The organism is Rhodoferax sp. GW821-FHT10B06 (assembly GCF_059415605.1).
The window spans coordinates 51,080-74,534 of sequence record NZ_JBWKNO010000021.1; the positions used below are offsets into that span (position 1 = coordinate 51,080).

General features: G+C 62.1%; 22 protein-coding genes. 3 read left to right on the forward strand and 19 right to left on the reverse strand.

All coding sequences use genetic code 11. The annotated features are described in order from the left end of the window. Positions 1-284: 284 nt before the first annotated feature. The 8 genes from AC07O2_RS23255 to pgm all read right to left on the reverse strand — a co-directional run bounded on the left by AC07O2_RS23255 (position 285) and on the right by pgm (position 7,995). Positions 285-1,781, reverse strand: coding sequence for an arabinofuranosidase catalytic domain-containing protein (locus tag AC07O2_RS23255; protein WP_495234578.1), 1,497 nt, complete (start codon positions 1,779-1,781; stop codon positions 285-287). A gap of 229 nt (positions 1,782-2,010) precedes the next feature. Then, positions 2,011-2,631 (reverse strand): hypothetical protein, encoded by a 621-nt coding sequence (locus AC07O2_RS23260; RefSeq protein ID WP_495234579.1) that lies wholly within the window; start codon positions 2,629-2,631, stop codon positions 2,011-2,013. A gap of 314 nt (positions 2,632-2,945) precedes the next feature. Continuing rightward, positions 2,946-3,680: an ABC transporter ATP-binding protein gene (locus AC07O2_RS23265; RefSeq protein ID WP_495234580.1), complete on the reverse strand. Its 735-nt coding sequence runs from the start codon at positions 3,678-3,680 to the stop codon at positions 2,946-2,948. Then, positions 3,677-4,432, reverse strand: coding sequence for a molybdate ABC transporter substrate-binding protein (modA, locus tag AC07O2_RS23270; protein ID WP_495234581.1), 756 nt, complete (start codon positions 4,430-4,432; stop codon positions 3,677-3,679). Before modA ends, AC07O2_RS23265 begins: the two co-directional genes overlap by 4 nt. Positions 4,433-4,449: 17 nt before the next feature. Next, positions 4,450-5,124 carry a molybdate ABC transporter permease subunit gene (modB, locus tag AC07O2_RS23275; protein WP_495234582.1) on the reverse strand — a complete coding sequence of 225 codons (675 nt, stop codon included), beginning with the start codon at positions 5,122-5,124 and terminating at the stop codon, positions 4,450-4,452. Positions 5,125-5,169: 45 nt separating this feature from the next. After that, positions 5,170-5,526, reverse strand: coding sequence for a winged helix-turn-helix domain-containing protein (locus tag AC07O2_RS23280; RefSeq protein WP_495234583.1), 357 nt, complete (start codon positions 5,524-5,526; stop codon positions 5,170-5,172). Further along, the gene (locus AC07O2_RS23285) at positions 5,523-6,260 is read right to left on the reverse strand and encodes a sulfite exporter TauE/SafE family protein (RefSeq protein WP_495096703.1); all 738 of its coding nucleotides are present in this window, start codon (positions 6,258-6,260) and stop codon (positions 5,523-5,525) included. The genes AC07O2_RS23280 and AC07O2_RS23285 overlap by 4 nt, the downstream gene beginning before the upstream one ends. 94 nt (positions 6,261-6,354) lie before the next feature. Next, positions 6,355-7,995, reverse strand: a complete 1,641-nt coding sequence (gene pgm, locus AC07O2_RS23290) for a phosphoglucomutase (alpha-D-glucose-1,6-bisphosphate-dependent) (RefSeq protein ID WP_495234584.1) — start codon at positions 7,993-7,995, stop codon at positions 6,355-6,357. 181 nt (positions 7,996-8,176) lie between these two features. On the opposite strand from pgm, the gene AC07O2_RS23295 reads away from it, so the two are divergent. Beyond that, entirely contained in the window at positions 8,177-8,908 is a 732-nt protein-coding gene (locus AC07O2_RS23295) for a DUF1223 domain-containing protein (protein WP_495234585.1), read from the forward strand. A gap of 7 nt (positions 8,909-8,915) precedes the next feature. Here the strand turns inward: AC07O2_RS23295 and AC07O2_RS23300 are convergent, their stop codons facing one another. Next, positions 8,916-9,845, reverse strand: a complete 930-nt coding sequence (locus AC07O2_RS23300) for a glutathione S-transferase family protein (RefSeq protein WP_495234586.1) — start codon at positions 9,843-9,845, stop codon at positions 8,916-8,918. A gap of 14 nt (positions 9,846-9,859) precedes the next feature. Beyond that, positions 9,860-10,066: a hypothetical protein gene (locus tag AC07O2_RS23305; protein WP_495096707.1), complete on the reverse strand. Its 207-nt coding sequence runs from the start codon at positions 10,064-10,066 to the stop codon at positions 9,860-9,862. A 259-nt stretch (positions 10,067-10,325) separates the two neighbouring features. Here AC07O2_RS23305 and AC07O2_RS23310 point away from each other — a divergent pair, with 259 nt between their 5' ends. Both AC07O2_RS23310 and AC07O2_RS23315 read left to right on the forward strand, forming a co-directional pair. Further along, a complete protein-coding gene (locus tag AC07O2_RS23310) occupies positions 10,326-11,624 on the forward strand; it encodes an MFS transporter (RefSeq protein WP_495234587.1) in 1,299 nt (432 codons plus the stop codon). 51 nt (positions 11,625-11,675) lie between these two features. Further along, positions 11,676-12,959 carry a glycerate kinase type-2 family protein gene (locus AC07O2_RS23315; RefSeq protein WP_495234588.1) on the forward strand — a complete coding sequence of 428 codons (1,284 nt, stop codon included), beginning with the start codon at positions 11,676-11,678 and terminating at the stop codon, positions 12,957-12,959. Here AC07O2_RS23315 and AC07O2_RS23320 read toward each other — a convergent pair. The 9 genes from AC07O2_RS23320 to AC07O2_RS23360 all read right to left on the reverse strand — a co-directional run bounded on the left by AC07O2_RS23320 (position 12,949) and on the right by AC07O2_RS23360 (position 23,073). Beyond that, positions 12,949-13,842: a LysR family transcriptional regulator gene (locus AC07O2_RS23320; protein WP_495234589.1), complete on the reverse strand. Its 894-nt coding sequence runs from the start codon at positions 13,840-13,842 to the stop codon at positions 12,949-12,951. The two genes, AC07O2_RS23315 and AC07O2_RS23320, sit on opposite strands and share 11 nt — an antisense overlap. Before the next feature lie 115 nt (positions 13,843-13,957). After that, the gene (locus tag AC07O2_RS23325) at positions 13,958-15,133 is read right to left on the reverse strand and encodes an acetyl-CoA C-acyltransferase (RefSeq protein ID WP_495234590.1); all 1,176 of its coding nucleotides are present in this window, start codon (positions 15,131-15,133) and stop codon (positions 13,958-13,960) included. 12 nt (positions 15,134-15,145) lie between these two features. Beyond that, positions 15,146-17,245, reverse strand: coding sequence for a 3-hydroxyacyl-CoA dehydrogenase NAD-binding domain-containing protein (locus AC07O2_RS23330; RefSeq protein ID WP_495234591.1), 2,100 nt, complete (start codon positions 17,243-17,245; stop codon positions 15,146-15,148). A 100-nt stretch (positions 17,246-17,345) separates the two neighbouring features. After that, positions 17,346-18,665 carry a lactonase family protein gene (locus AC07O2_RS23335; protein ID WP_495234592.1) on the reverse strand — a complete coding sequence of 440 codons (1,320 nt, stop codon included), beginning with the start codon at positions 18,663-18,665 and terminating at the stop codon, positions 17,346-17,348. Between the two features lie 90 nt (positions 18,666-18,755). Next, entirely contained in the window at positions 18,756-19,451 is a 696-nt protein-coding gene (locus AC07O2_RS23340) for an ABC transporter ATP-binding protein (protein ID WP_495234593.1), read from the reverse strand. Next, complete coding sequence (locus AC07O2_RS23345; protein ID WP_495234594.1) at positions 19,451-20,206, reverse strand: ABC transporter ATP-binding protein; 756 nt, start codon at positions 20,204-20,206, stop codon at positions 19,451-19,453. Before AC07O2_RS23345 ends, AC07O2_RS23340 begins: the two co-directional genes overlap by 1 nt. Next, positions 20,203-21,363, reverse strand: coding sequence for a branched-chain amino acid ABC transporter permease (locus tag AC07O2_RS23350; RefSeq protein ID WP_495234595.1), 1,161 nt, complete (start codon positions 21,361-21,363; stop codon positions 20,203-20,205). The genes AC07O2_RS23345 and AC07O2_RS23350 overlap by 4 nt, the downstream gene beginning before the upstream one ends. After that, positions 21,353-22,282, reverse strand: coding sequence for a branched-chain amino acid ABC transporter permease (locus AC07O2_RS23355; RefSeq protein ID WP_495234596.1), 930 nt, complete (start codon positions 22,280-22,282; stop codon positions 21,353-21,355). The genes AC07O2_RS23350 and AC07O2_RS23355 overlap by 11 nt, the downstream gene beginning before the upstream one ends. Before the next feature lie 53 nt (positions 22,283-22,335). Then, complete coding sequence (locus AC07O2_RS23360) at positions 22,336-23,073, reverse strand: contractile injection system protein, VgrG/Pvc8 family (RefSeq protein ID WP_495234597.1); 738 nt, start codon at positions 23,071-23,073, stop codon at positions 22,336-22,338. Positions 23,074-23,455: the final 382 nt, after the last annotated feature.

Below are 23,455 nucleotides of genomic sequence, written 5' to 3' on the forward strand. Positions count from 1 at the left end.
TGAGTTTGCCACAGCTGGAACGTGTGTTTATTTGTATCTAAAAAGCGATTAAAACCTAGGTGATGACTGCACTAGAAGCTATTTATTTGATAGCACATGTCAATTCTGCGCTGGCTTTCCAGATACGCCTCGTGCTGGATACCAAGTGCGACATGGCGCAAGGCACACGCCCCATAAAAACGCGGTGGAGGTCCGTGAAGACCAGCCACCGCGTGTTGGACATACTGGACGTATGGGTTTAATTCAACTTAATATCAGTCGAATTATTTTCATGACAAGTATGCTTATTGCAGTTGCCATTGCTGGCAGGCATTGTTGAGCCAAGCCCATTGCTGGATATTGGTCGTGTCGGCGGTGCCGCAGTTGGAAACATCCAATACCTTTCCGCTGTTGCGCGAGGTCAAGCGGAACCAGGGAGCGGTGGTCGTTGTTACCTGCCATTGCTGACTGGTGCTACTGCTGCAAGTATTTTGGATCACGTTGCCGCCATTGGCGGTGGAGGATCCGCTAACATCCAGGCACATGCCGCTGTGCTCGCTATAGATGCTGGAGTATCCATTGCCCAAGTCCACCATTTGCCAATTCTGCCAAGCAAACCCGTTGCACGTATAGAGATCGACATTGCTACCCGCACTGGTATTAGGTTGCTGAACGTCCATGCACTTATTGCTGTTTTGATTGACGAGTTTTTTATAAGAACTCAGAGCATTTCCACTGTAACCCGCTGCAACAATATTGGCCTGCACGGCGTTTTCGGTTGCATCAGAAGGCTTGCCTGCTGTCATTGCGCCTTCATAGAAATTACCGACTGCCACCTTGCTGTTATCGCCGCCAATACCCAAAATAATGGCGCCTTCTTTGTGGAAGGGTACATATCCTGACGTTGTGGGTAAGGGCCCTGCATAATCTGTTTTTAATGCGCCAGTTTGGGCATCTCCATCTCTAATGGAATATGTTGTGGCATCTTGTTTAATCATGGCCGTGACAAAAGTGGTGTTGCGGCCAGTATTATTCGTATTGCTTCCATTGCCGCCTAGGAATAAACCGTTCTCAAGGTCTGCCATGACCCAGGGGCCAGATCCGGTACATGCGAACCAGCACAGAGTACCAAAGTAGACAGCATTCATGTGTCCATTGCCGGTATCAAGGTTATTTGTCTCGGCATTACCATAATCAAAGCAGCAACCATTATTCACATGGGTAGCACTGGTAACCATGTATACGCCTTCTGATGCGCTACCGGTTGCAATGCCTGTGGTGTTATTGCGCCGATACCCGACGCCCGCGGAGATATAGACCGCATATGCAGACTTTCCGCCAATCGTCACCTTTAATGCGGTAGCACTGCCTGTGATGTCTGCGCTGCCGTTCCCCCCGGCCGGTGCAACAGTCAAGTGATTTCCATTCGCGGTCTGGTCATAGATCGTTTCAATGGTACATACAGAGCCTGCGCAGAAGGCATCTTGTGCTGCAGCGTTGGCAATACCACCGGCTGTCAAAGTGCCAATATCCATGGTGGCGCCATTAGATGCGCGCTTGACCTGGTACAGTTTTCCGTTATATGCCCCAAACAAGGCTCGCACTGTGCTGTGGGCCGCAGAGCACGGCGTACCGCCCGAAGCGTAAATATCACAGGTACTTGTGGCGGCAGAAGCTTTCTGGAAAAAACCTGCGCTTAAAAATACCATCAACGCCAAAAGCATTAAAAAGCGATTTAGTGTCTTGGCGGTAAGTCTACTTAATGGGGGATGCCCATCCAACTGCAAATAATGGTTTTTCATTTTAGTCTCCGTGGTTATTTACTTTGATACCATGCCTCTCGACATGTCATTCCACGGGTCATTATTTCTAAACCCGTAAAATTGATTTAGGCAGAACGCATGGCGTTCGATGCCTGATAGGGTGAATTCAATGGTGTGAATCTATGGCGCGCAAACCCGCGATATTCCAACTCGCGCACCGCCTCAGCTGGGGCCCAGGTGAGCGAAGTACTTTTTTCGCCCACGGCGGTCATACACCACCGGTGGGAGCCGGGGATGGCCGAGGAATCGGTTTCTCCGCCTCAACTCCGCCATCGGTCGCGATGCGCAATAGCCGGGCTTCTGCATGGTCAAGAGCGTCAAAATATTCACCGGTAGCGGACTTTTTCCGGCTCTGCACCAGATTCGCCAGATCGGTGCTTGCTTGGCGGTCGCCCTGTTCTGCCAGCGCTTCGAGCTGCCAGACCAGATTTGCCGCGTCGGCGTTGGTCTTGGCGCACTCAGATGCCGTCGCATTCGGTTGCTGGGCAACCTGGCATGGCCATATCAGATCAAGCTTTGCGCGTACGGCCGTTACATCTCTACCCGCGGTGGGGGATAGCGGCACCGGATCGTTCGAACAGTTCGATGGGCCGCTTCCGAATGGGCTGATTTGCATCATGTCGGCGCAGCGCTGCTTGCCAGGCGCATCCGCTATTGCTGAGGCCGTGCTGCTGAACGGTGGCAATGGCTTGGCGCCATCCAGTTGCCGGGCGCTTGCCAAAGGCTGCTCAGCGCTGTTTGATTGGCTGCCGCCTATCAGTGCGTAATAGCACAGGCACGCTGCGGCGATCACGCATATGCCCGGGAACATTTTTTGAGCAACAGACATTCTTTTCCTGCTTTTGCTGGGCTTCCCCGCGAGCATCTAGACACCTTATGGCCCTGCCAAGAGCAGGATCGGCATACTTGCATACGCAAAGCATAGGTGCCGGGATGTTCTACCGAACGATCAGCCCGGGAGGGAAATTCAGCTCGCGTCGACATCCCCCAACGCAAACCCGATTAGCCGCTCAAACCGATTGTTCGGAGCCATCGTAGTCGTCATCATTTCAAGAAACCAATCACATCTTTCAAACGTGACATATCGTTTTTAGTATTTGTAATACCACTATTGATACTTAAATGCATATGTCTTATCCAGAGCTATCCGTTCAACAACATCCCACTCAACTCCTGCCGCGCAAGACTGCGGCTGCTGGCGTCAGACATACCAATCTGCTGCACGACTCGCCCTTGGTCGAACACAAAAGCCACATCAGCCAGCGCCAGCACGTCTTCCACGTCATGGGTAATCATTAGCGCCGGGATGCCCCATTGGCGGCGCACCTGGGCTAGCTCGTCGCGCAGGCTGTGACGCAGACGGGGGTGCAAGGCGGCAAACGGCTCATCCAGCAGCAGCACCTGGGGCTGGCAAGCCAGTGCGCGAGCCAAAGCCACGCGTTGCTGCTGCCCACCAGACAGGGTGATGGGCCGGCTGTCCGCTAGCGCGGCTAGGCCAAAGCTGTCCATCAAGGCCTGCACATGGGCCTGCTCAATGGGCAACAGACGTTTTTTGCGCCAGGACTTCAGGCCGAAGGCAATGTTTTCGTATACCGACAGGTGCGGGAACAGTGCGTAGTTTTGCGGCAGGTAGCCCACGCGGCGCTGGGGCGGCGGCACGTGCACGCCCTGCCCTGCGTCGAACAAGCTGCGGCCGTCCATGCGAATATGGCCTCGGTGGGGCTTGAGCAGGCCGGCAATAGCCTGCAGGGTCAGCGACTTGCCCGCGCCCGAAGGGCCGTACAAGGCGGCAAACGGCGCGTCTGTCGCGAAGCGCACGGCCAGATCGAAGCGCCGGCGGCGGTCGGCGACAGTGAGCTGGATGTCTACGTCAATCACGGCTTTCCAAAGCCGTAGCGCGCCAGCACTTGCTGGGCCGCATCGGTGAACAGGAAGGCGATGAAGTTCTTGGCCAAGGCCTTTTGCTTGCTGTCGGCCACCACGGCGATGGGGTACGACACTGGGGTGTGGCCGGTGGTGGTCAGCACGATCTTGACCTTGTCGCCCAGCAGCGCCGCATCGGTGCGGTAGACGAAGCCGGCCTCGGCCTCGCCACGGCTCACATAGTCCAGCACTTGGCGCACGTTATCGGCCTGCACGAACTTGGGCTCCAGGGCGGTCCACAGGTGGGCGCCGTCCAGCACCTGCTTGGTATAGCGGCCGGCGGGCACGGTGGCGACTTTGCCGATGGCGATTTTGCGCACATTGGTGCCGCCCAGGTCTTGCAGGCTTTTCAGGCCCAGACCATCTTTGCCGGGTTCGATCAGCACCAGGCTGTTGCTGACGAAGTCCTTGCGGGTGTCTATGTCGATCAGTTTTTGGGCCGCACCCCGGTCCATGGTGTCCTGGTCGGCGCTGACGAACACGTCCACCGGCGCGCCCTGGTTGATCTGCTGCAGCAGCACGCCGGAGGCCGCAAAGTTGAAGCGCACGGTGGCGCCGGGCTGACTGGCTTCAAACTTGGGGCCCAGCTCCTTGAACGCATCTGTCAGGCTGGCAGCGGTGGAGACGGTGATCTGCTGCGCGCCGGCCAGCAAGGGCAAGGCCAGCAAGATGGAAAGCAGTCTGGAAAGCAGTAAGGAAGGACGCACGTGAAAGCTCCTGAAAATTAACGCAAAGAAAAGAAGCGGTTGGACAGCACCAGTACCGCAATGGACAGCACCGAGGTGACCAGCACCAGCAGCAGCGCCCTGTCGTCCTGCCCAGCCTGCACCGCGTCGTAAATAGCCATGGACAGGGTCTGCGTCTGCTGCGGGATGGAGCCGGCCACCATCAGCGAGGCGCCGAACTCACCCATGGCCCGCGCAAACGCCAGCAGCGTACCGGCCAGGATGCCCGGCCAGGCCAGCGGCAGCGTGACGCGCATGAACACCGAGAAAACCGATTGACGCAAGGTGCTGGCAGCGGCCTCCAATGCAGGGTCCACACCCGCAAACGCTGCACTCGCCGACTTGAGCACCAGCGGTAGCGCGACCACGGCCGAGGCGACCACCGCGCCGTGCCAGCTGAAGATGATGGTGTAGTCCAGATGCGTGCGCAGCCAAGCGCCCAGCGGGCTGCGCCGCCCCGCCGCCACCAGGATGGCATAGCCGATGACGGTAGGCGGCAGCACCAGCGGCAGCATGCAAGCCGCTTCCAAAAGGCTACTGCCAGGAAACTTTTTGCGGGCGAATACCCAGCCCAGCGCAACGCCTGCCAGCGTCGCCAGCAAGGTCGCCACAGCAGCCACTTTCAGCGACAAGATGAGGGGAAACCAGTCCATGGAGGCGAGTAGCGCGGGCATGGCGGGCATTGTATCTGGCTGTATATAGCGGTACGGGGCTGTTCATCATGGCGCCAGCAGCGCCTGCAGTGCGGCAATGTCCGCAGCGGCTGCCGTGCGGGCTGCCTGCTCCACAGCTCGGTAGTGCTGCACCAGCTTCTCGCCCAGGGGGGACAACGCAGTGCCCCCGCCCTGCACGCCGCCGGCCACGGTGGTCACGGCTGGCGACACCAGGGCGCGGTTCATTTCGTCCACCAGCACCCAGGCGCGGCGGTAGGACATGCCAAGCTGCCGGGCAGCGGCGGAGATGGAGCCGGTTGCGGCAATGGCTTCCAGCAGATCAACCTTGCCCGGCCCGATGGCAACGCTGGCATCGCGGTAGATGCGCAAGCGGAACTGGGCTTTGCTGGTAGCGGTGCTCACAGCGGCTTGGCGAACAGGCCGATGGTCAGACACACGCCGATGCCGACGATGGCGATGCGTAGGTATTTCTCGTTCACCCGGTGTAGCGCCCAGGAGCCGATGAGGCCGCCCACGATGGCTCCTGCGCCCAGCACCAGCGCGGGCAGCCACTGCACCTGGGGTGAAGTGATGAACAAGGCCACGGCGGATGCATTCATCACCCCGGCCAAGGCGTTCTTGGTGGCCCCAGCATTGCGGGTGGGCAAGCCGGCCATGGTCAGTGCCGCCATCATCAGAAAGCCAATGCCGCCGCCGAAATAGCCGCCGTAGATGGCAATGCAAAACTGCGCCACCGCCGCGCCCGCCGGCCCAATATGCACCGAGGCCTCACCCGGCTTGCGAAAGAAACTACCCCAGGCAAACACCGTGGTGGCAAACAGCACCAGCCAGGGCACCAGGCGAGTAAAAATGTCTGACGGGGTATGCAGCAACAGCAGGCCACCCAGCGCCCCGCCCAGCACGCTCACCAACAGCAGCGCCCAAAACGGCAGCGCGCCCGCGCCGGTGACCAGCTTGCGGCCCGCAAAACCGGATGTCACCTGCCCCGGAAAGAGCGCCACCGTGGAGGTGATATTGGCCGCCAGTGGCGACATGCCCGACAGGATCAGCGCGGGCAAGGTGACAAAAGAGCCGCCACCGGCCAGCGAGTTTTGCAAACCGGCCCACAGCCCAGCCACCAGAATCAATACAAGCACGCGGACCCCTCAAATTTCATATATAAAAAAAGCTTCTGGCGCAGTATTTACCTGCGCGAGAAGCTATTCAAACCATAGCAAGAATGCAGCGATATTACGCCAGTGCCTTATCCACAATGCCCTGCGCTTCTTGCGTAATACGGCGCAAGTGGTCTTCACCGTGGAAGCTTTCTGCGTAGATCTTGTAGATGTTCTCAGTCCCGGAGGGGCGTGCGGCAAACCAGCCGTTGGCGGTAGACACCTTCAGCCCACCCAGGCTGGCACCGTTGCCGGGGGCCGTGGTTTGCACCTGGGTGATGGCCTCGCCCGCCAGCTCCGAACTGGTGATCTGCTGCGGCGTGAGCTTGCCCAGCTTTTTCTTCTGCTCGGGCGTGGCCGGAGCGTCGATGCGGTCATAGGCGGGTGCACCAAAGGCCTGGGTCAGCTTTTGGTAAGCCTGGTGCGGGTCGTCGCCGGTGCGGGCGATGATTTCGGCCGACAGCAAGGCGGGAATCAGGCCGTCCTTGTCGGTGGTCCACACAGTACCGTCGCGGCGCAGGAGGGACGCGCCAGCGCTCTCTTCGCCACCAAAGCCCAGCGAGCCATCGCACAGGCCGGCTGCGAACCATTTGAAGCCCACCGGCACCTCGTACAGATTGCGGCCCAGGCGGGCAGCCACACGGTCAATCATGCTGCTGCTGACCAGGGTTTTACCCACGCCGGCCTGGGCGCTCCAGCCGGGCCGGTTCTGGAACAGATAGTCGATGCACACGGCCAGGTAGTGGTTGGGCTGCATCAGGCCACCGCTCTTGGTTACGATGCCGTGGCGGTCGTGGTCGGTATCGCAGGCGAAGGCGATGTCGTACTGGTCCTTCAGGCCGATCAGCGAGGCCATGGCGCTTTTGCTGGACGGGTCCATGCGGATGCGGCCGTCCCAGTCCACGCTCATGAAGTGGAAGGTGGCGTCCACTTGCTCGCTCACCACACTCAGGTTCAGCTGGTATTTCTCGGCGATGCGGGCCCAGTAGTGCACGCCCGCGCCGCCCAGCGGGTCCACGCCCATGCGCACGCCCGCGCCGCGGATGGCATCCATATCGATCACATTCGCCAGGTCGGCCACGTAGTTACCCAGGTAGTCGTGGCGGTGCGTGGTGCTGGCCTTCAGCGCCTGGGCATAGGGCATGCGCTTTACGCCCTGCAGCTTGTTCTGCAGGATTTCATTGGCGGCTTTTTCTATCCAGCCGGTGATGTCGCTGTCGGCCGGGCCGCCGTTGGTGGGGTTGTACTTGTAGCCGCCGTCTTCGGGCGGGTTGTGCGACGGCGTCATCAAAATACCATCGGCCAAGCCTGTGCTGCGGCCCTTGTTATAGACCAGGATGGCATGCGACACGGCAGGTGTGGGCGTGTAGTCGTCATTCACGGCCAGCATGACCTGCACGCCATTGGCGGCCAGCACCTCCAGCGCGGTGGCGCCCGCGGGTTCGGACAGCGCATGCGTGTCTATGCCCAGAAACAGCGGGCCGGTGATGCCGTTCTTTTCACGGTACAGGCAGATGGCCTGGGTAACGGCCAGCACATGGTGTTCATTGAAGCTGGCCTTGAACGCATTGCCCCGGTGGCCTGAGGTGCCGAAGGCCACGCGCTGGGTGGACTCGGCCGGGTCGGGCTGCAGGCTGTAGTACGCGGTAACCAGCCTGGGCAGATTGACCAACAGGGATGGGGGTGCGGTGTGTCCGGCCAGAGGGCTGTTGGGCATGGTGTGTCCTGTTCTTGGATGGGTGGTTCTCAACAATATTGAACCACAGCAATCCGGTGCCTAAGCCCTGGAACCGGGCCGATTGCCGGGTATCTATCCACGCATGTGTTTCCAGTTGTAAGCCTGTAAGAATTGGCGGTCTGCTGCGACCAAAGGCTATGACTATTTCCAGGAGCCGCTCATGTGGAACGCTATCAAGTTCGTAGCTGCCAGCGCAGGTATTGCCTGCGCTGGAGCGGCTTTTTCTTCAGAAGGAAGCTGCAGCCTGCAGTCGGGCCGCAACAAGCTGCCAGTGGTGGAGCTGTACACCTCCGAGGGCTGCAGCTCCTGCCCTCCGGCCGACCGGTGGCTCAGCCACCTCAAGGGCCAGACTGCCGTGGTGCAGGCCTTCCATGTGGGTTACTGGGACCAACTGGGCTGGGTGGACCGCTTCGCCACACCCGCCCACACGGTGCGGCAGCGCCAGGTGGCCGCGTGGAACCGGCAAAGCTCCATCTACACGCCGCAGGCGGTACTGGACGGCAAGGACTGGAGAACCTGGGGTGGAACGCTGGACAAGCAGGCCGCCGAGCCCGGCCTGGCCCAGATCAGCCTGCACCAGCTGGGGCCAGACCAGTTTGAGGCCACGGTGACGCCGGTTGCCGGCGCACCCGCGCACTGGTCGGCATATTGGACGGTGACGGAGAACGGCTACAGCTCCAAGGTGCAGGCCGGTGAAAACGCGGGGGAATTTCTGCAGCACGACTTTGTGGTGCGCCAATACACCAGTGCAGGCGTCTACACCGGCGACGCTGCGCAAAAGCTCAGCTTCCGCAGCATTGCCAGCACGCCGGAGCACAGCCGGCAGATCAATCTGGTGGTGTTCGATCCGCAAACGGGCAAGACGCTGCAGGCCATCACTGCGCCTTGTTAAGCACGTCTTAAATGGCCTTCAGCACATAGCCTATGCGTGGGAAGTGCACATGCACCGTGCCGGCCCGTGCATCCTCGCGGCGCAGCGTGATGTGCATGCGGGTGGCTGCCACCAGCTCGCCCTCGCTGGTTTCCGGGCCAAAGCTTTCGGCTTGGACACTGACGCGGCTGCCCAGCGGGATGCCGTGGTCGTCCTGGAACACTTCGGTTTCCAACGGCAGCGGCGTGGATTGCGCGGCGAGCGCGACGGCATCCTCCGAGCTGAGCTGCTGTATGGGTGGATGGTCCAGCGCGGCCATGTGGTCCATCCAGTCCAGCACATTGGGCGTGGCATCAAGGATGGGCGCCAGCGCTGGCACGTTAAAGCGGGTGAACCACAGCGGCGCGTAGGCAGCAAAGTCCGCCAGGCAGGGAGCCGTACCCACCAGAAAAGGCAAGTCTTCCAGCATGCTAGCTAGGCGGCGTAAATAAGACTTGTAGGCCGATGTGGCATCGCCCGGGCGCAGGTGCGGTACACCGCCCCTCATCTTGGCACGGTCCTCCGCGAAGGCCAGGCCCACCTCCGGCGGCACGTGGCCAAACAGCTGCTCGCGCCCGCGCGGTTGGAAGCAATAGGCCATGGCGGCGGTGAACAGCGTGGTATCGGCCCACTGCGCCAGTACCCGCGCCAAGCCTTTGTGCGAAGGGGGTGACAGCGAAGGGCTGGGCTGGCGGTGTTCCAGCACGTCGCAGATCAGCGCGCTGTCGCAATAGATGTCGGCACCGACCTGCAGCACCGGGGTTTTACGGTAGCCGCCAGTCAGGGCCACCACGTCAGGCTTGGGTGCGATGCTGGGCACGGTGACCGACTGCCAGTCCAGCTGCTTGTAGGCCAGCACCTTGCGGACCTTTTCAGAGAACGGCGAGATGGTGTAGTGGTGCAGTATCAGATCGGCCATGGCAAAACCTTCCACTATTCGTCGCTGGAGCGTACGCGCGAGCGCACGTAGATCAACACGGCCCCGAAGACTGCGGCCACCCCACCGCCGACCACCATGGTCTGGCCCAGGTCATCGTCCGCGCGTTGGGTGAACAATCCCAGGATGAGCGTCAGCAGCCCTCCGTAGAGCAGTATCCAAATGGTGTTCTCTAGCCGGGCAATCGTTTTAGGGGTGAGCATGCGCGCCACTGTACCGAAAGCAGGGCCCGCCCGCCATGGTTGCACTATTTTTACCCAGGATTTACCTGGGTAGAACGCCCCCTAGGGGTTTGCGCTAGGGCGGAATTAAACCCGCCGCGTAAGTCCTTGTCCTGCAACGGTATTCCGCCGCTTCCATGCAGGGTTGCCGATATATCAATCTGCACCAGGGCAAGACGCCACTAGACTGCGCGCAGGCTGATGGCAGTCCACAGAATCCCTCTTACGGAGACAAACAACAATGGCCCCCCTACCCTCCACCGCATCGGGCAGCGCGCTCGAAAAATCCGCGTACAACAAAGTCGCCTGGCGCCTGATCCCCTTTTTGTTTCTTTGTTACGTCGTAGCCTATCTGGACCGCGTCAACGTCGGCTTTGCCAAGCTGCAGATGCTGACCGACCTGAAGTTCAGCGAGACCATTTACGGCCTGGGCGCGGGCATCTTTTTCGTGGGCTACTTTCTGTTCGAAGTGCCCAGCAACATCATCCTGCACCGCACCGGCGCCCGGGTGTGGATTGCCCGCATCATGGTCACCTGGGGCGTGATTTCGTCGGCCATGATGCTGGTCACCACGCCGGCCATGTTCTATGTATTGCGCTTTCTGCTGGGCATTGCCGAGGCCGGCTTCTTCCCCGGCATCATCCTGTACCTGACCTACTGGTTCCCCATGCAGCGGCGTGCCCGCGTGGTGGCCCTGTTCATGACGGCCATTGCTCTGTCGGGCGTGGTGGGCGGCCCACTGTCGGGCTGGATCATGCAGGCTTTTGCCGGTGTGAATGGCTGGCATGGCTGGCAATGGCTGTTCCTGCTGGAGGGCATTCCGTCCATCCTGGTCGGCATCTGCGTGTTCTTCTATCTGGAGGACTCTATCGCTGGCGCCAAATGGCTGACCGACGCAGAAAAGCAATTGCTGATAGACAACATTCGCCGCGACGAAAGCGGCCGCAGCGAGCACAGCCTGAAGCAGGTGTTCCGCAACCCCAAGGTGTGGCTCATGGCCAGTATCTACTTCTGCAGCGTGATGGGCCTGTACGGCATCAGCTTCTGGCTGCCGCAGTTGATCAAGAATGCCGGCGTCAAGGACGTGCTGGACGTGGGCCTGCTGACCATGATTCCCTATGGCCTGGCGGCCGTGGCCATGGTGGTCGCCAGCCGCAGCTCGGACCGCAGTGGCGAGCGCCGCCTGCACACCTCTGGCGCGGCCTTCATCGGCGGCCTGGGCCTGGTGCTGAGTGGCGTGTTTGGCAACGATATCGTGCTGGCCATGGCTGCACTCAGCCTGGCCACCATGGGTATTTTGACCAGCCTGCCACTGTTCTGGACCCTGCCCACCGCCATGCTGCGCGGCTCGGCGGCCGCCGCCGGCATTGCCCTGATCAACGCCCTGGGCAACCTGGCCGGCTTTGTCAGCCCCTTCATGGTGGGCAGCATCAAGGACGCCACCGGCAGCACCACGGCGGGGTTGTATGTACTGGCCGGCAGCCTGTTCCTGGGCGGCATCCTGGTGCTGCTGGCCACCCGCAAGCCAGCAGGGCGTTGAACCGGCATGCGCCGCGCTGCACCGACAATCATCCGGAAAGGAAACCTCCCCGTGACGCCTTCTTCCGCCGACCACCGCGCTCTGCTGCGCAGCCTGTTTGACGCCGCCATCGCCGCCGCACAGCCCGCGCTGTGCCTGCCGCCGCATTTACCTGCACGCCCCAAGGGCCGGACCATCGTGATCGGTGCAGGCAAGGCCTCGGCGGCCATGGCGCAAAGCCTGGAAGCGCATTGGGACGGCCCGCTGGAGGGCCTGGTCATCACCCGCTACGGCTATGCCGTGCCCTGCCAGCGCATAGAGATTGTCGAAGCCGCCCATCCGGTACCCGACGCGGCCGGTGCGCTGGCCACCCAGCGCATACGCCAGCTGGTGACGGGCCTGAACGCCGACGACCTGGTCATCGCCCTGGTATCAGGTGGCGGCTCGGCGCTGCTTGTGGAGCCGGGCGCTGGGCTGACGCTGGCCGACAAACAGGCCGTGAACAGCGCGCTGCTGGAATGCGGCGCCAGCATCTCCGAAATGAACTGCGTACGCCGGCATCTGTCAGCCATCAAGGGCGGTCGGCTGGCCGCCGCCTGCTACCCGGCGCGCGTGCACACCCTGCTGATATCCGACGTGCCAGGTGATGCGCCCAGCAATATCGCCTCTGGCCCCACGGTGGCGGATGCCAGCAGCTGTGCGGATGCGCTGGCCATCATCACCCGCTACCAGATTGCCTTGCCACCCGCGGCGCGCACGCTTTTGGAAAGCGGCCAGGGCGAAAGCATCAAGCCCGGCGATGCCCGGCTGGACGCCAACGTCACCCGCACCATCACCGCCCCGCAGATCGCCCTGGAGGCCGCCGCCCAGGTGGCGCGGGCGGCCGGCTACACGCCCTACATCCTGGGCGATAGCCTGGAGGGCGAGGCGCGCGACCTGGGCAAGGCCATGGCCGGCATCGCCCGGCAGGTCGTGCTGCACGGCCAGCCATTCCAGACACCCTGCGTGCTGTTGTCGGGCGGTGAAACCACGGTCACCCTGCGCGGCAACGGCCGTGGCGGGCGCAATGTGGAGTTTCTACTGTCCCTGGCGGTGGGGTTGGACGGCCTGCCCGGCGTGCATGCAATTGCGGGCGATACCGACGGTGTGGACGGTGTGGAAGAAATCGCCGGTGCCACCCTGGCGCCGGACACCCTGGAGCGCGCCTGGGCCCAGGGCATCAACCCCAGGGCCAGCCTGGACCGCAACGACGGCCATGGCTTTTTTCAGGCGCTGGGCGACTCGGTCATCACTGGCCCCACGCTGACCAATGTGAACGACTTTCGCGCTATCGTGATCGAAGCACCTAAGCGCTGATACCGTCCCCCGGCCACACCATATCGATGGTTGCCAGCAAAGCTTGCAGCGTGGCGGATTCCTCTTGTGACCGCCGATACAGCAGCGACAGCGGGCAAGCCAGGCGCGCGCCCTGCCAGGCCACGACCTGTCCGGTCTCCAGCGCCGGGGCCAGGGTGCGCTCGCGCATCAAACCCAGGGCCACGCCGGCCTGTACCAGCTCCAGAATCGATGCCTCCTGGTCGGCCTGCACCACGGTGCGATAGCTCAGGCCGCGCTCCGCAAACATCTGGGTCACCACGCCATACTGCGAGCTGCCGGTCGGCGAGGCCAGCCAGGGCATGGCGGCCAGTTCCTCCCAGCCTGCCGTGTGCAAGCGCTCAGCCCAGGCGGCCGGCCCGATGACCACGTAATGCTCCAGCAGCAGTTGGCGCACGGCGATGTCGGTGTCCTTCAGCGGCCCCAGGTAGAAGCAGGCGTCCACCTCTCCGTCTCGGAGCATTTGCAGGACCCCGCCCGAGATGCCGTGCTGCAGCGACACATCCACCTGCGGGTAATACTGCAGCAGGGCCGTGAGCAAAGCCCCGAGGCGGATGGAGTCCGGATCGATGATGGTGCCCATGCGCAGCCCGCCGGCCACCGTGCCGCGCATGGAGGCGGCAAGCGCCGCCATTTCCTGTACCGAGTCCACGGTTTGCGTGGCCAGTGGCAGCAGGCGCCGCCCGGCTCCGGTCAGCACCATGCCGGTGGGTGTGCGGGCAAACAGCAGCACGCCCAGTTCGTCTTCCAGGCTCTTGATTTGTTTGGACAGCGCGGACTGGGTCAGGTGCAACTGGTCGGCCGCCCTGACGAGCTGGCCGCTGCGCGCCACGGCCAACAGCGCTCGGAGTTGGTGGAGTTCCATGCCGGGATTATGGCCCGCAGCCCAAGCGGAACCGGCGCCCGAGCATTTAAAAGAAATAGGCCGCTAGCGCAGACACCACCTGCGCTAGCAGCTATATATTCAATAGCAATGCAGCCTACAAAACCTCAAACACCCCGGCTGCGCCCATGCCACCACCTATACACATGGTGACGCACACCCGCTTGGCGCCGCGGCGCTTGCCCTCGATCAGCGCGTGGCCGGTGAGGCGCTGGCCGCTCACGCCATACGGGTGGCCGACTGCAATCGCGCCGCCGTTCACATTCAGCTTGTCGGCCGGAATGCCCAGCTTGTCGCGGCAGTAGATCACCTGCACGGCGAAGGCTTCGTTCAGCTCCCACAGGTCGATGTCTTCCACCTTCAGGCCCAGGCGCTTCAGCACCTTGGGGATGGCGAACACCGGGCCTATGCCCATTTCGTCCGGCTCGCAGCCGGCCACTGCAAAACCGAGGAAGCGGCCCAACGGCTGCAGGCCGCGCTGGCTCGCCAGGGTTTCGTTCATCACCACGACAGCGCCGCCGCCGTCAGAAAACTGGCTGGCGTTGCCGGCCGAAATCAGGCCGCCGGGCAAGGCCGAGCGCAGGCCGGCAATGCCTTCCTTGGTCGTGCCGTCGCGTATGCCTTCGTCCTGGCTCACCGTCACTTCTTTGGTGATCAGGCCGCGCACCTTGTCGGCCACGCCCATGGTCACGGTGATGGGCGCTATTTCGGCGGTGAACAGGCCGGCCGCCAGGGCTGCCACGGCCTTTTGCTGGCTGGCTGCACCGTATTCGTCCATCTGCTCGCGGCTGATGTTGTAGCGCTGCGCCACCTGCTCGGCGGTCTGCAGCATGTTCCAGTAGATCTCGGGCTTGTTTTTCACCAGCCAGGGGTCGTTCAGCATGTGGATGTTCATCTCCTGCTGTACGCAGGAAATGCTTTCCACGCCGCCGGCCACGTACACATCGCCTTCGTTGGCAATGATGCGCTGGGCCGCCATGGCAATGGTCTGCAGGCCGGACGAGCAGAAGCGGTTCACCGTGACGCCGGATGTCGTCACCGGGCAGCCGGCGCGCAAGGCAATCTGGCGCGCGATGTTGGCGCCGGTCGCGCCTTCCGGCGTGGCGCAGCCGATGATCACGTCATCGACTTCGGCCGCCTCGATGCCAGCGCGCTGGATGGCGTGCTGCACCGCGTGGCCGCCCAGGGTGGCGCCATGGGTCATGTTGAAGGAGCCCTTCCAGCTTTTGGCCAGAGGGGTGCGGGCGGTAGAGACGATTACGGCGGCGGTCATGTTCTGTATTCCTTAATTGAAGGTTTTGCCGTCAGCAGCGAGGCGGACCAAGAGCGGCGCGGGCGTCCAGAACGCGGCATCGTCCAGCGGGTTCTGCGCAAAGCGCTGCATGGCCTGGACCACGTTGAAAAGGCCCACTTCGTTCGCGTAGTGCATGGGGCCGCCGCGGTAAATGGGGAAGCCATAGCCGGTGAGGTACACCATGTCGATGTCACTGGCCTTGGAGGCAATGCCCTCCTCCAGGATGTGCGCGGCCTCGTTGACCATGGAATACACCAGGCGCTGGACGATTTCTTCGTCGCTGATCTTGCGCGGCGTGATGCCCAGCGAGGCCCGGTGGTCCGCCACCATCTTTTCCACCAGTGCACTCGGCACCGCGTCGCGCTTGCCGGCCTGGTAGTCGTACCAGCCGGCGCCGGTCTTCTGGCCGAAGCGGCCCAGTTCGCACAGCAGATCGGCCGTCTTGCTGTAGCGCATGCCGGGCTGCTCCACATAGCGGCGCTTGCGTATGGCCCAGCCTATGTCGTTGCCGGCCAGATCGCTCATGCGGAACGGGCCCATGGCCATGCCGAACTTCTCCATGGCCTTGTCCACCTGGGCCGGCGTGCAGCCCTCGTCCAGCAGAAAGCCGGCCTGGCGGCCGTACTGCTCGACCATGCGGTTGCCGATGAAACCGTCGCACACGCCGGAGACCACAGCCGTCTTCTTGATCTTTTTGCCGAGCGCCATCACCGTGGCCAGCACGTCCTTGGCCGTGGCCTTGCCGCGCACCACTTCCAGCAGCTTCATCACGTTCGCCGGGCTGAAGAAATGCGTGCCCACCACGTCCTGCGGGCGCTGAGTGAAGCTGGCGATCCGGTCCAGGTCCAGCGTGGAGGTGTTCGACGCCAGGATGGCGCCGGGCTTCATCACGCGGTCGAGTTCTTGGAACACAGCTTTCTTGACACCCATGTCTTCGAACACAGCTTCGATCACCATGTCGGCATCCCCCAGGTCGTCGTAGCTCAGCGTGGTGCTGAGCAAGCCCATGCGCTGGTCCAGCTTGTCCTGCTTCAGCTTGCCCTTGGCCACCTGGGCTTCGTAGTTCTTGCGGATGGTGGCCAGGCCGCGCTCCAGCGCCTCGGGCTTGGCTTCCAGCAGCTTGACCGGAATGCCGGCGTTCAGGAAGTTCATGGCAATTCCGCCGCCCATGGTGCCGGCGCCGATGATGGCGACGCTGTTGATAGCGCGTTGCGCAGTATCTGCGGGCACGTCAGGTATTTTGGATGCTGCACGCTCGGCGGCGAAGATATGCCGCAAAGCCCGGCTCTCGGGCGTCCACATCAGGTTCAAGAAGGTGCTGAGCTCGAAGGCCATGCCGGCGTCGAACTTCTGCTTGGTGGCGGCCTCGACCGCGTCCACGCACTTCAGCGGCGCCGGGTAGTTCTTCGCCATGCCCTTGACCATGTTGCGGGCGAACTGGAAATAAGCGTCGCCCTGCGGGTGCTTGCACTTGAGGTTGCGCACCAGCGGCAAGGGGCGCACGTCGGCAATGGAGCGGGCAAAAACCAGCACTTCCTCAAGCAGCGATTCGACGGATGCGGCCAGCTTGTCAAACAGCTTTTGGCCGGGCAGCGAGGCCAGCAATTCGCTCTTTACCGGCTCGCCTCTGACGATCATGTTCAGCGCAGCCTCCACACCCAGCACGCGCGGCAAGCGCTGTGTGCCACCAGCGCCGGGGATCAGGCCCAGTTTGACCTCTGGCAAGGCCACGTTGCAACCCGGCGCGGCGACGCGGTAATGGCAGCCCAAAGCCGTCTCCAGCCCACCGCCCATGCACACCGAATGGATGGCCGCGACGACAGGCTTGGCCGAATTTTCGATGGCCAGAATCATGCTCAGCAGATTCGGTTCGCGCATGGCTTCAGGGGTATCGAATTCCTTGATGTCGGCCCCGCCGGAAAACGCCTTGCCGGCGCCGGTCAGCACGATGGCCTTGACGGCCTCATCGGCATTCGCCTGGGCCAGGCCGTCGGTCACGGCGCGGCGGGTTGCCAGGCCTAGGCCGTTGACCGGTGGGTTGTTGAGGGTGATTACGGCAATGTCGCCGTGAATTTGGTATTGCGCCGCCATGGAGGAACCTCAGGTTTAAATCGAACGATCGTGCGATTTAAATTCTAGGCCCCGTGCATGTCGGCGCATGCACTGGTTTGTCCCAGTCGGGACAGTTTTACTAGCGCACCGAGATACTGCTGGGCCCCGAGCCGTTGGTGGATGCAGTCCCCAGCGAGGTCAATGCGCCGCTGGACCCTACGCTGAACGATGTAACCGTGGCGTCGTTGTAGTTGGCCGCATACACAAAGCTGCCGCTGGGCGACACGGCAATTCCGCTGGGGCCGGTGCCGGTAGCCACGGTGGGGGTAGCCATGGCAGTCAGCTTGCCGCTGGAGATGCTGTACTGGGACACCGTGTTGTCGCCCGAATTCGCCACATAGGCATAGCGCCCGCCAGGGCTGACGACGATGCCGCTGGGCGAGGTGCCGGTGCTAACGCTGGCGGGTGACAAGGCCGTCAACAAGCCGCTGCTGCCAATGCTGAACTGGGCCAGTTTGGCGCTGTCCGATAGGGTCACGTACAAGTAGTTGCTGTCTGGCGCAATGGCAATCGCCAGCGGCGTGGTGCCCACCGAGCTCAGGCTGACCGTGGCGGGCGACAAGGCCGTCAGCGCACCAGTGCTGCCAATGCTGTACTGCGACACGCTGTTGCCACTGGCGTTGACCACATAGGCGTACAGGCCATCGGGGCTGACCGCCACCGCGTAGGGGTTCACCCCCGCAGCCACGCTAGGTGTGGACATGGCGGTCAGGGCGCCGGTGGAGCCGATGGTGAACTGTGACACCGTGGCGCTGCCGTAGTTGGCGACGTACAGGTATTTGCTGTCTGGGCTGATAGCCAGGCCGTACCCTGCGCTATCGGCGCTACCAGTGCCCACCAGGCTCAAGGCCCCGGTGCTGGCCGAGATGCTGTAGACGCCGATGGCCTTGTTGTTCTGAAAGCTGACGTAGGCAAACTTGCCATCGGCACTGGTGCTGATGCTGGACGGCAGGTAAGTGTTGGTGGACAGCGTGGCCGTTGACTGCGCTGCCAAGGCCCCGGTACTGCCCACGCTGAATTCGCCCAGGCTACCGCTGTACCAGTTGCTGGTAAAGGCCACATAGCCACGGCAGGTGACCACCACGCTAGACACATTGCTGCCACCGCTACCGCTGCCATTGCTGACCACGCAGGTCTGCCCGTCGGGCTGCGTCGCCACGCTGACGTCATAGCTGCCCGTCATGCTGTCGCTGAACGTGAAACTGGTGGCACCCGAGGCCACCGCCAGGGTGGACGAGCCATTGGCCAGCACCAGGCCGCTGGTCGTCAAGCCGCTGACTGTACCGGCCAGCGTGTATGCGGTGGTGTCATCGCTGCTACCGCCTCCGCAGGAAGTCAATGCGACAACGGTGGCGCAGGTAATCAAAAATGGTAAGCCATTGCGGCGCTGTGTGTTCAAAGCTCACTCCGTAGTTTCTCTTGTGCGAACTACGGTAGCACCCACGCATAAAGTTATTTATCAATTGATGTCTGGCTTGCAGCAGGCATTTCACACTTCCAGCCATTCCTGACGCAAGGCATCGTCCTCACGCAACTGCTGCGGCGTACCCTCGAACACGATGCGCCCCCGCCCCATCAGCAATACGCGGTCGGCAATGTCCAGGGCAATGGGCAGTTTTTGCTCCACCAACAAAATCGCCATGCCCTGGCTGCGCAACTGCTGCAGGGTGGCGGCCATGTGCGCCACCAGCTGCGGCGCCAGGCCTTCAGTCGGCTCGTCTACCAGCAGCAGCTGCGGGTTGCCCACCAGGGTACGCCCCAGGGCCAGCATCTGCTGTTCACCGCCAGACAGCACGCCGCCGGGTGCGTGCTGGCGCATTTTGAGCGGGGGAAACATCTGGTAGATGCCATCCAGATCCCACGGGCCCTTGGGGCCGGCGGACTTCTGGCCCAGCAACAGGTTCTGCTGCACGCTCAGCCGCGGAAAGATGTCGCGGCTTTCGGCAACATAGCCCAGGCCACGCTGCGCAATCTGAAACGGCTGCAGCCCCAGCAGTTCCTGCCCCATCCAAAGCGCCGAGCCTTCTGCGCGGACCAAGCCCATCAGCGCCTTGGCCGTGGTGGACCGGCCTGCGCCATTGCGCCCCAGCAGGGCAACGATTTCGCCGGGCCGCAGGTCGAACGACAGCCCCTGCAGCACATGGCTGCGGCCGTAGTAGGCGTGGAGCTGGCGTATCTGCAGCATCAGGCGGAGGCCCCCAGATAAACAGCTTGCACTTGCGGGTTAGCGCGTATGGCAGCAGGGGTGTCGCAGGCAATGATCTGCCCTGCCACCATCACCGCTATTTTGTCTGCCAGCGCATATACCACCTGCATATCGTGCTCCACAATTAATAGCGTTTTACCCTGGGTCACGTCGCGTATCAGCTGCACGAAATGGGCGCTTTCGCTGGCCCCCATGCCGGCCGTAGGTTCGTCCAGCAGAACAGTGTGGGCACCGCCGACGATGGTGATGCCCAGTTCCAGCGCGCGCTGCTCGGCATAACCCAGTTCGCCAGCCAACACATCACGTTTGGCGCTCAGCTGCACCTGGGCCATGCAATGCTCTGCCAGGGCATTGGCATCCTTCAGGCCCGACAAACGACGCCAAAAACTGTAGCCATAGCCCAGGCTCCACAACACGCTGCAACGCAGGTTTTCAAACACGCTGAGCCGTTCGAATACGTTGCTGACCTGGAAGCTGCGCGACAGGCCCGCCCGGTAGATCTGGAAAGGTGTTTTGCCTTGTATGGCCTGGCCTTGCAGCACGACACGGCCGCTGTCTGGCGCATGCTTGCCGCTGATGAGGTTGAACAGGGTGGACTTGCCCGCACCGTTGGGGCCGATCAGCGCCACCCGCTCGCCCGCCGCCACGGCCAGGCTAGCACCCCGGATGATGTCTACCGGGCCAAAGCTCTTACGCAGGCCTTGCAGCTCCAGTGCTGGCACAGGTGCCGTCATATCCGGCGCGCCCCCATGAACATGCCGCCGCCCGCCAGCAATACCAGTACCGCGCCCAGCCAACAGGTCCAGCGGCTAGCGTCCAGCCGCAGCCCCATCCAGTGCAACTCCGGCCCCAGCGAAGACTGCAGTTGCAGCTGGTAGGCCATCTCTACCAGCATGGAAAAGCCCGCGAAGGCCATCGCTGCACACAGGGTCAAAGCCACATAACGCGGCCACCGGCGCCACTGCAGCCGGTGCGCCACCAACACACTGGCGATACCCCCCGGTGCCACAATCACGATGGCCAGAAACATCAAGCCCAGGTACAGCAGCCAGGCCTTGGTCACGGTACTCAACAACACAAAACACAGCACCATCAGTACCGCGCCAATGATCGGCCCCCAAAAGAACCCCGTGCCGCCCAGCACCGTGAACAATAGGTAGGCCCCCGAGCGCTGGCTTCCCAGCACGTCGGCCGTCACTATCTCAAAGTGCAAGGCCGCCAAGCCGCCGGAAATACCTGCGAAAAAACCCGCCACCACCACCGCCATGAAGCGCACACGGCGGGCGTTGTAGCCTACAAATTCGGCGCGCTCCGCGTTGTCGCGCACGGCGTTCAGCATGCGGCCCAGGGGGGTCAGGGTAAAGAAGTACATCAACGCCGTGCAAACGCCGGTATAGGCAGCCACCAGGTAGTACACCTGGATTAGCGGGCCGAAGCTGATGCCCAAGGGCATTGCGCCCTGCACGCGGTTGCCGGCCAGGCCCGATTCGCCGCCAAAGACCACTGGGAACAACCACGCCATCGCCGCCACCAGCTCGCCCAGGCCTAGCGTCACCATAGCAAACGTGGTGGCAGAACGCTGCGCACTCATCCAGCCCAGCAGCAAGGCCAGCATGGCCCCGACCACGCCACCTACCAAGGGCACCAGGCTGACCGGTAGCAGTGCCAGGTTCAGCACATGCATGGCGGCAAACGCGCCCAGCCCCGCGTAGACCGCGTGGCCAAAGCTCAGCATGCCACCCTGCCCCAGCAAAATGTTGTAGCTGAGGCAGACGATGGTGGCGATGCCCATCTGCGTCAGCAAACTTTGGCCCAGGCTGCTGTGGAACACCCATGGCGCCACCAGCATAAGCGTCGCCGCACCACCCCAGACCATAGCCTTAGTCAGCACGCCGCCCCCACAGTCCTTGCGGTCTGGCCACCAAAACGATCACCAGCAATAAGTAGGGCAACAGTGGCGCGATCTGGCTGACCTTGATGCGCCACAAGGCATCGCCCCAGGTGCCTGGGGCGACCAGCCATCCGAGTACCGGGGTATCGACGCCCACCGCCAAGGTTTGCAGCATGCCCACCAGCAAAGACGCCAGAAAGGCCCCCTTCAAAGACCCCATGCCGCCCACCACCACGACCACAAATACAACGGAGCCCACGGTGGCAGCCATGCCCGGCTCGGTCACAAAAGCGTTGCCTCCCACCACACCCGCCAAGCCGGCCAGCGCAGCACCGCCGGCAAACACCCCCATGAACACCCGTGGCACGTTATGCCCCAAGGCCTGCACCGCACTCGGGTGCGTCAGCGCGGCCTGCACCACCAGGCCAATCCGGGTACGCGACAGCAGCAGCCACAGCCCACCCAACATGGCCAGAGCCACCAACACCATGAAACCGCGGTAAGCCGGAAACGGCGTGCCCCACACATAGAACAACGGCCCCGCCAATTGGGTTGGAATGCGGTAGTCCACCGGCCCCCTGCCCCAGACCAGCTGCACCAGTTCAATCAGCACCGTATTCAACCCGAATGTCACCAGCATTTCGGCTATATGCCCATGGGCATGCATGCGGCGCAGCACGAACTTTTCAAACCCCGCACCCAGCAAGCCCACGGCAGCCGGAGCCAACACCAAGGCAGTCCAGAAGCCAAGCCACTGCGTCAAGCTGTAGGCTATGTAGGCCCCCAGCATGTAAAAGCTGGCATGGGCCAAATTCAGCACCCCCATCATGCTGAAAACCAGCGTCAATCCCGCGCTGAGCATGAACAACATCAGCCCATAGGCCAGGCCGTTCAACAAAGATAGGGTGAAAAACTCCATGCGTTTCCAGGGGAAGGGCCACGCGGTGCGGTGGGGCGGAAGTGTAGCTGGCGCTAAGGCCTGGCGAACGTCCCCCCTTGGTGGCTGTGGCTGCCGTATTGGCCAGCTGCATCACGCTGCCAGTGGAATTGGACTTTGACGCGGTGGTCGCGGTCGGTGTAGACCACCTGCCCGGTTGGGCCCACCACGATGGCGGTTTGCTGGCCGTAGACGCTGGGCTTGGGGTGGAGTAGCTGGCCGTTACCGTCAACCTGCGAGCCCCGGTAGGGAGTGGTGTTGCGTATGGCGTCTACGCGGTTGCGGTACAGGGGCTTGTCGCTACCGGAGTGGCCGACCAATGTGTCTTTCAAGACCTCTTGAATGCTATTGAATAGATAGCTTCTTGCGCTTGTATTACCTACGCCAGCGGCCGATTTGGCACTTGATTTTGCAGTTATCCCCGAAGCGCCGTCCTGCTCGCCTGCCAAGCGCTGGTCTACTGCGGCACGCAGCTCGGCACTGAGGTTGTTGTGCGCCAGGTGGACGACACGCAGCAGGGTATGGCGGCGTTCGTCCTCAGACGGTTCTTCCAACAGGGTGGATAAATCAGCCTGGCCGCTGAGCACGAAGTGGGTGCCAGGAGCGAAGCTGCGTACGGTGCCAGCCCCTGTGTAGAGCTGGCGGGCAACGTCCAAGGCATGGAGCTGGTTGCGGGCCAGGCGCTGGCCGTGGGCCGGGGTTTCGAAGGCGTAGGCGCCGGGGGCATCCCGGCGGGCCAGACTACCGGGTTTACGGTAGATGAGGTATGCCACGCCACTGTATGCCCCTACTGCGCCGGAGTCGATATAGGTTTCTTCATCGGATCAGCCCCGGATGTTGACCCTGGGGCATCGTCTAGAAACTCAATACTACGGATAATTTCGAGCGCATGGGAAGTGAGATCGCCCTTGGGAGCATCTTGCAGCAAAGCGACGGTACCCAAACCACAAATTGCTTTAGATGCGTGAATCAGACAAAAAGAAAGAATCCGCCTACGGCCTTTCTCCTCGCCAATTAAACCGTCTTGTGTCATTGCCTACTTGGACAGTTGCCCAGCACAGCCCACCCGTAAAACTGGAGCCGGTCAGCAAATCGTTCATAGCCGCCAACATTTTAAATGAATGAAGCTCGTAAGTTATTGATTTTATTGATCTG

Excerpts from the sequence above, each read along its gene's own strand:
- AC07O2_RS23255 (WP_495234578.1), bottom strand. The coding sequence starts at position 1,781 with ATGAAAAACCATTATTTGCAGTTGGATGGGCATCCCCCATTAAGTAGA.
- AC07O2_RS23260 (WP_495234579.1), bottom strand. The coding sequence starts at position 2,631 with ATGTCTGTTGCTCAAAAAATGTTCCCGGGCATATGCGTGATCGCCGCA.
- modB (WP_495234582.1), bottom strand. The coding sequence starts at position 5,124 with ATGCCCGCGCTACTCGCCTCCATGGACTGGTTTCCCCTCATCTTGTCG.
- pgm (WP_495234584.1), bottom strand. The coding sequence starts at position 7,995 with ATGCCCAACAGCCCTCTGGCCGGACACACCGCACCCCCATCCCTGTTG.
- AC07O2_RS23295 (WP_495234585.1), top strand. The coding sequence starts at position 8,177 with ATGTGGAACGCTATCAAGTTCGTAGCTGCCAGCGCAGGTATTGCCTGC.
- AC07O2_RS23300 (WP_495234586.1), bottom strand. The coding sequence starts at position 9,845 with ATGGCCGATCTGATACTGCACCACTACACCATCTCGCCGTTCTCTGAA.
- AC07O2_RS23305 (WP_495096707.1), bottom strand. The coding sequence starts at position 10,066 with ATGCTCACCCCTAAAACGATTGCCCGGCTAGAGAACACCATTTGGATA.
- AC07O2_RS23310 (WP_495234587.1), top strand. The coding sequence starts at position 10,326 with ATGGCCCCCCTACCCTCCACCGCATCGGGCAGCGCGCTCGAAAAATCC.
- AC07O2_RS23320 (WP_495234589.1), bottom strand. The coding sequence starts at position 13,842 with ATGGAACTCCACCAACTCCGAGCGCTGTTGGCCGTGGCGCGCAGCGGC.
- AC07O2_RS23325 (WP_495234590.1), bottom strand. The coding sequence starts at position 15,133 with ATGACCGCCGCCGTAATCGTCTCTACCGCCCGCACCCCTCTGGCCAAA.
- AC07O2_RS23330 (WP_495234591.1), bottom strand. The coding sequence starts at position 17,245 with ATGGCGGCGCAATACCAAATTCACGGCGACATTGCCGTAATCACCCTC.
- AC07O2_RS23340 (WP_495234593.1), bottom strand. The coding sequence starts at position 19,451 with ATGCTGCAGATACGCCAGCTCCACGCCTACTACGGCCGCAGCCATGTG.
- AC07O2_RS23345 (WP_495234594.1), bottom strand. The coding sequence starts at position 20,206 with ATGACGGCACCTGTGCCAGCACTGGAGCTGCAAGGCCTGCGTAAGAGC.
- AC07O2_RS23355 (WP_495234596.1), bottom strand. The coding sequence starts at position 22,282 with ATGGAGTTTTTCACCCTATCTTTGTTGAACGGCCTGGCCTATGGGCTG.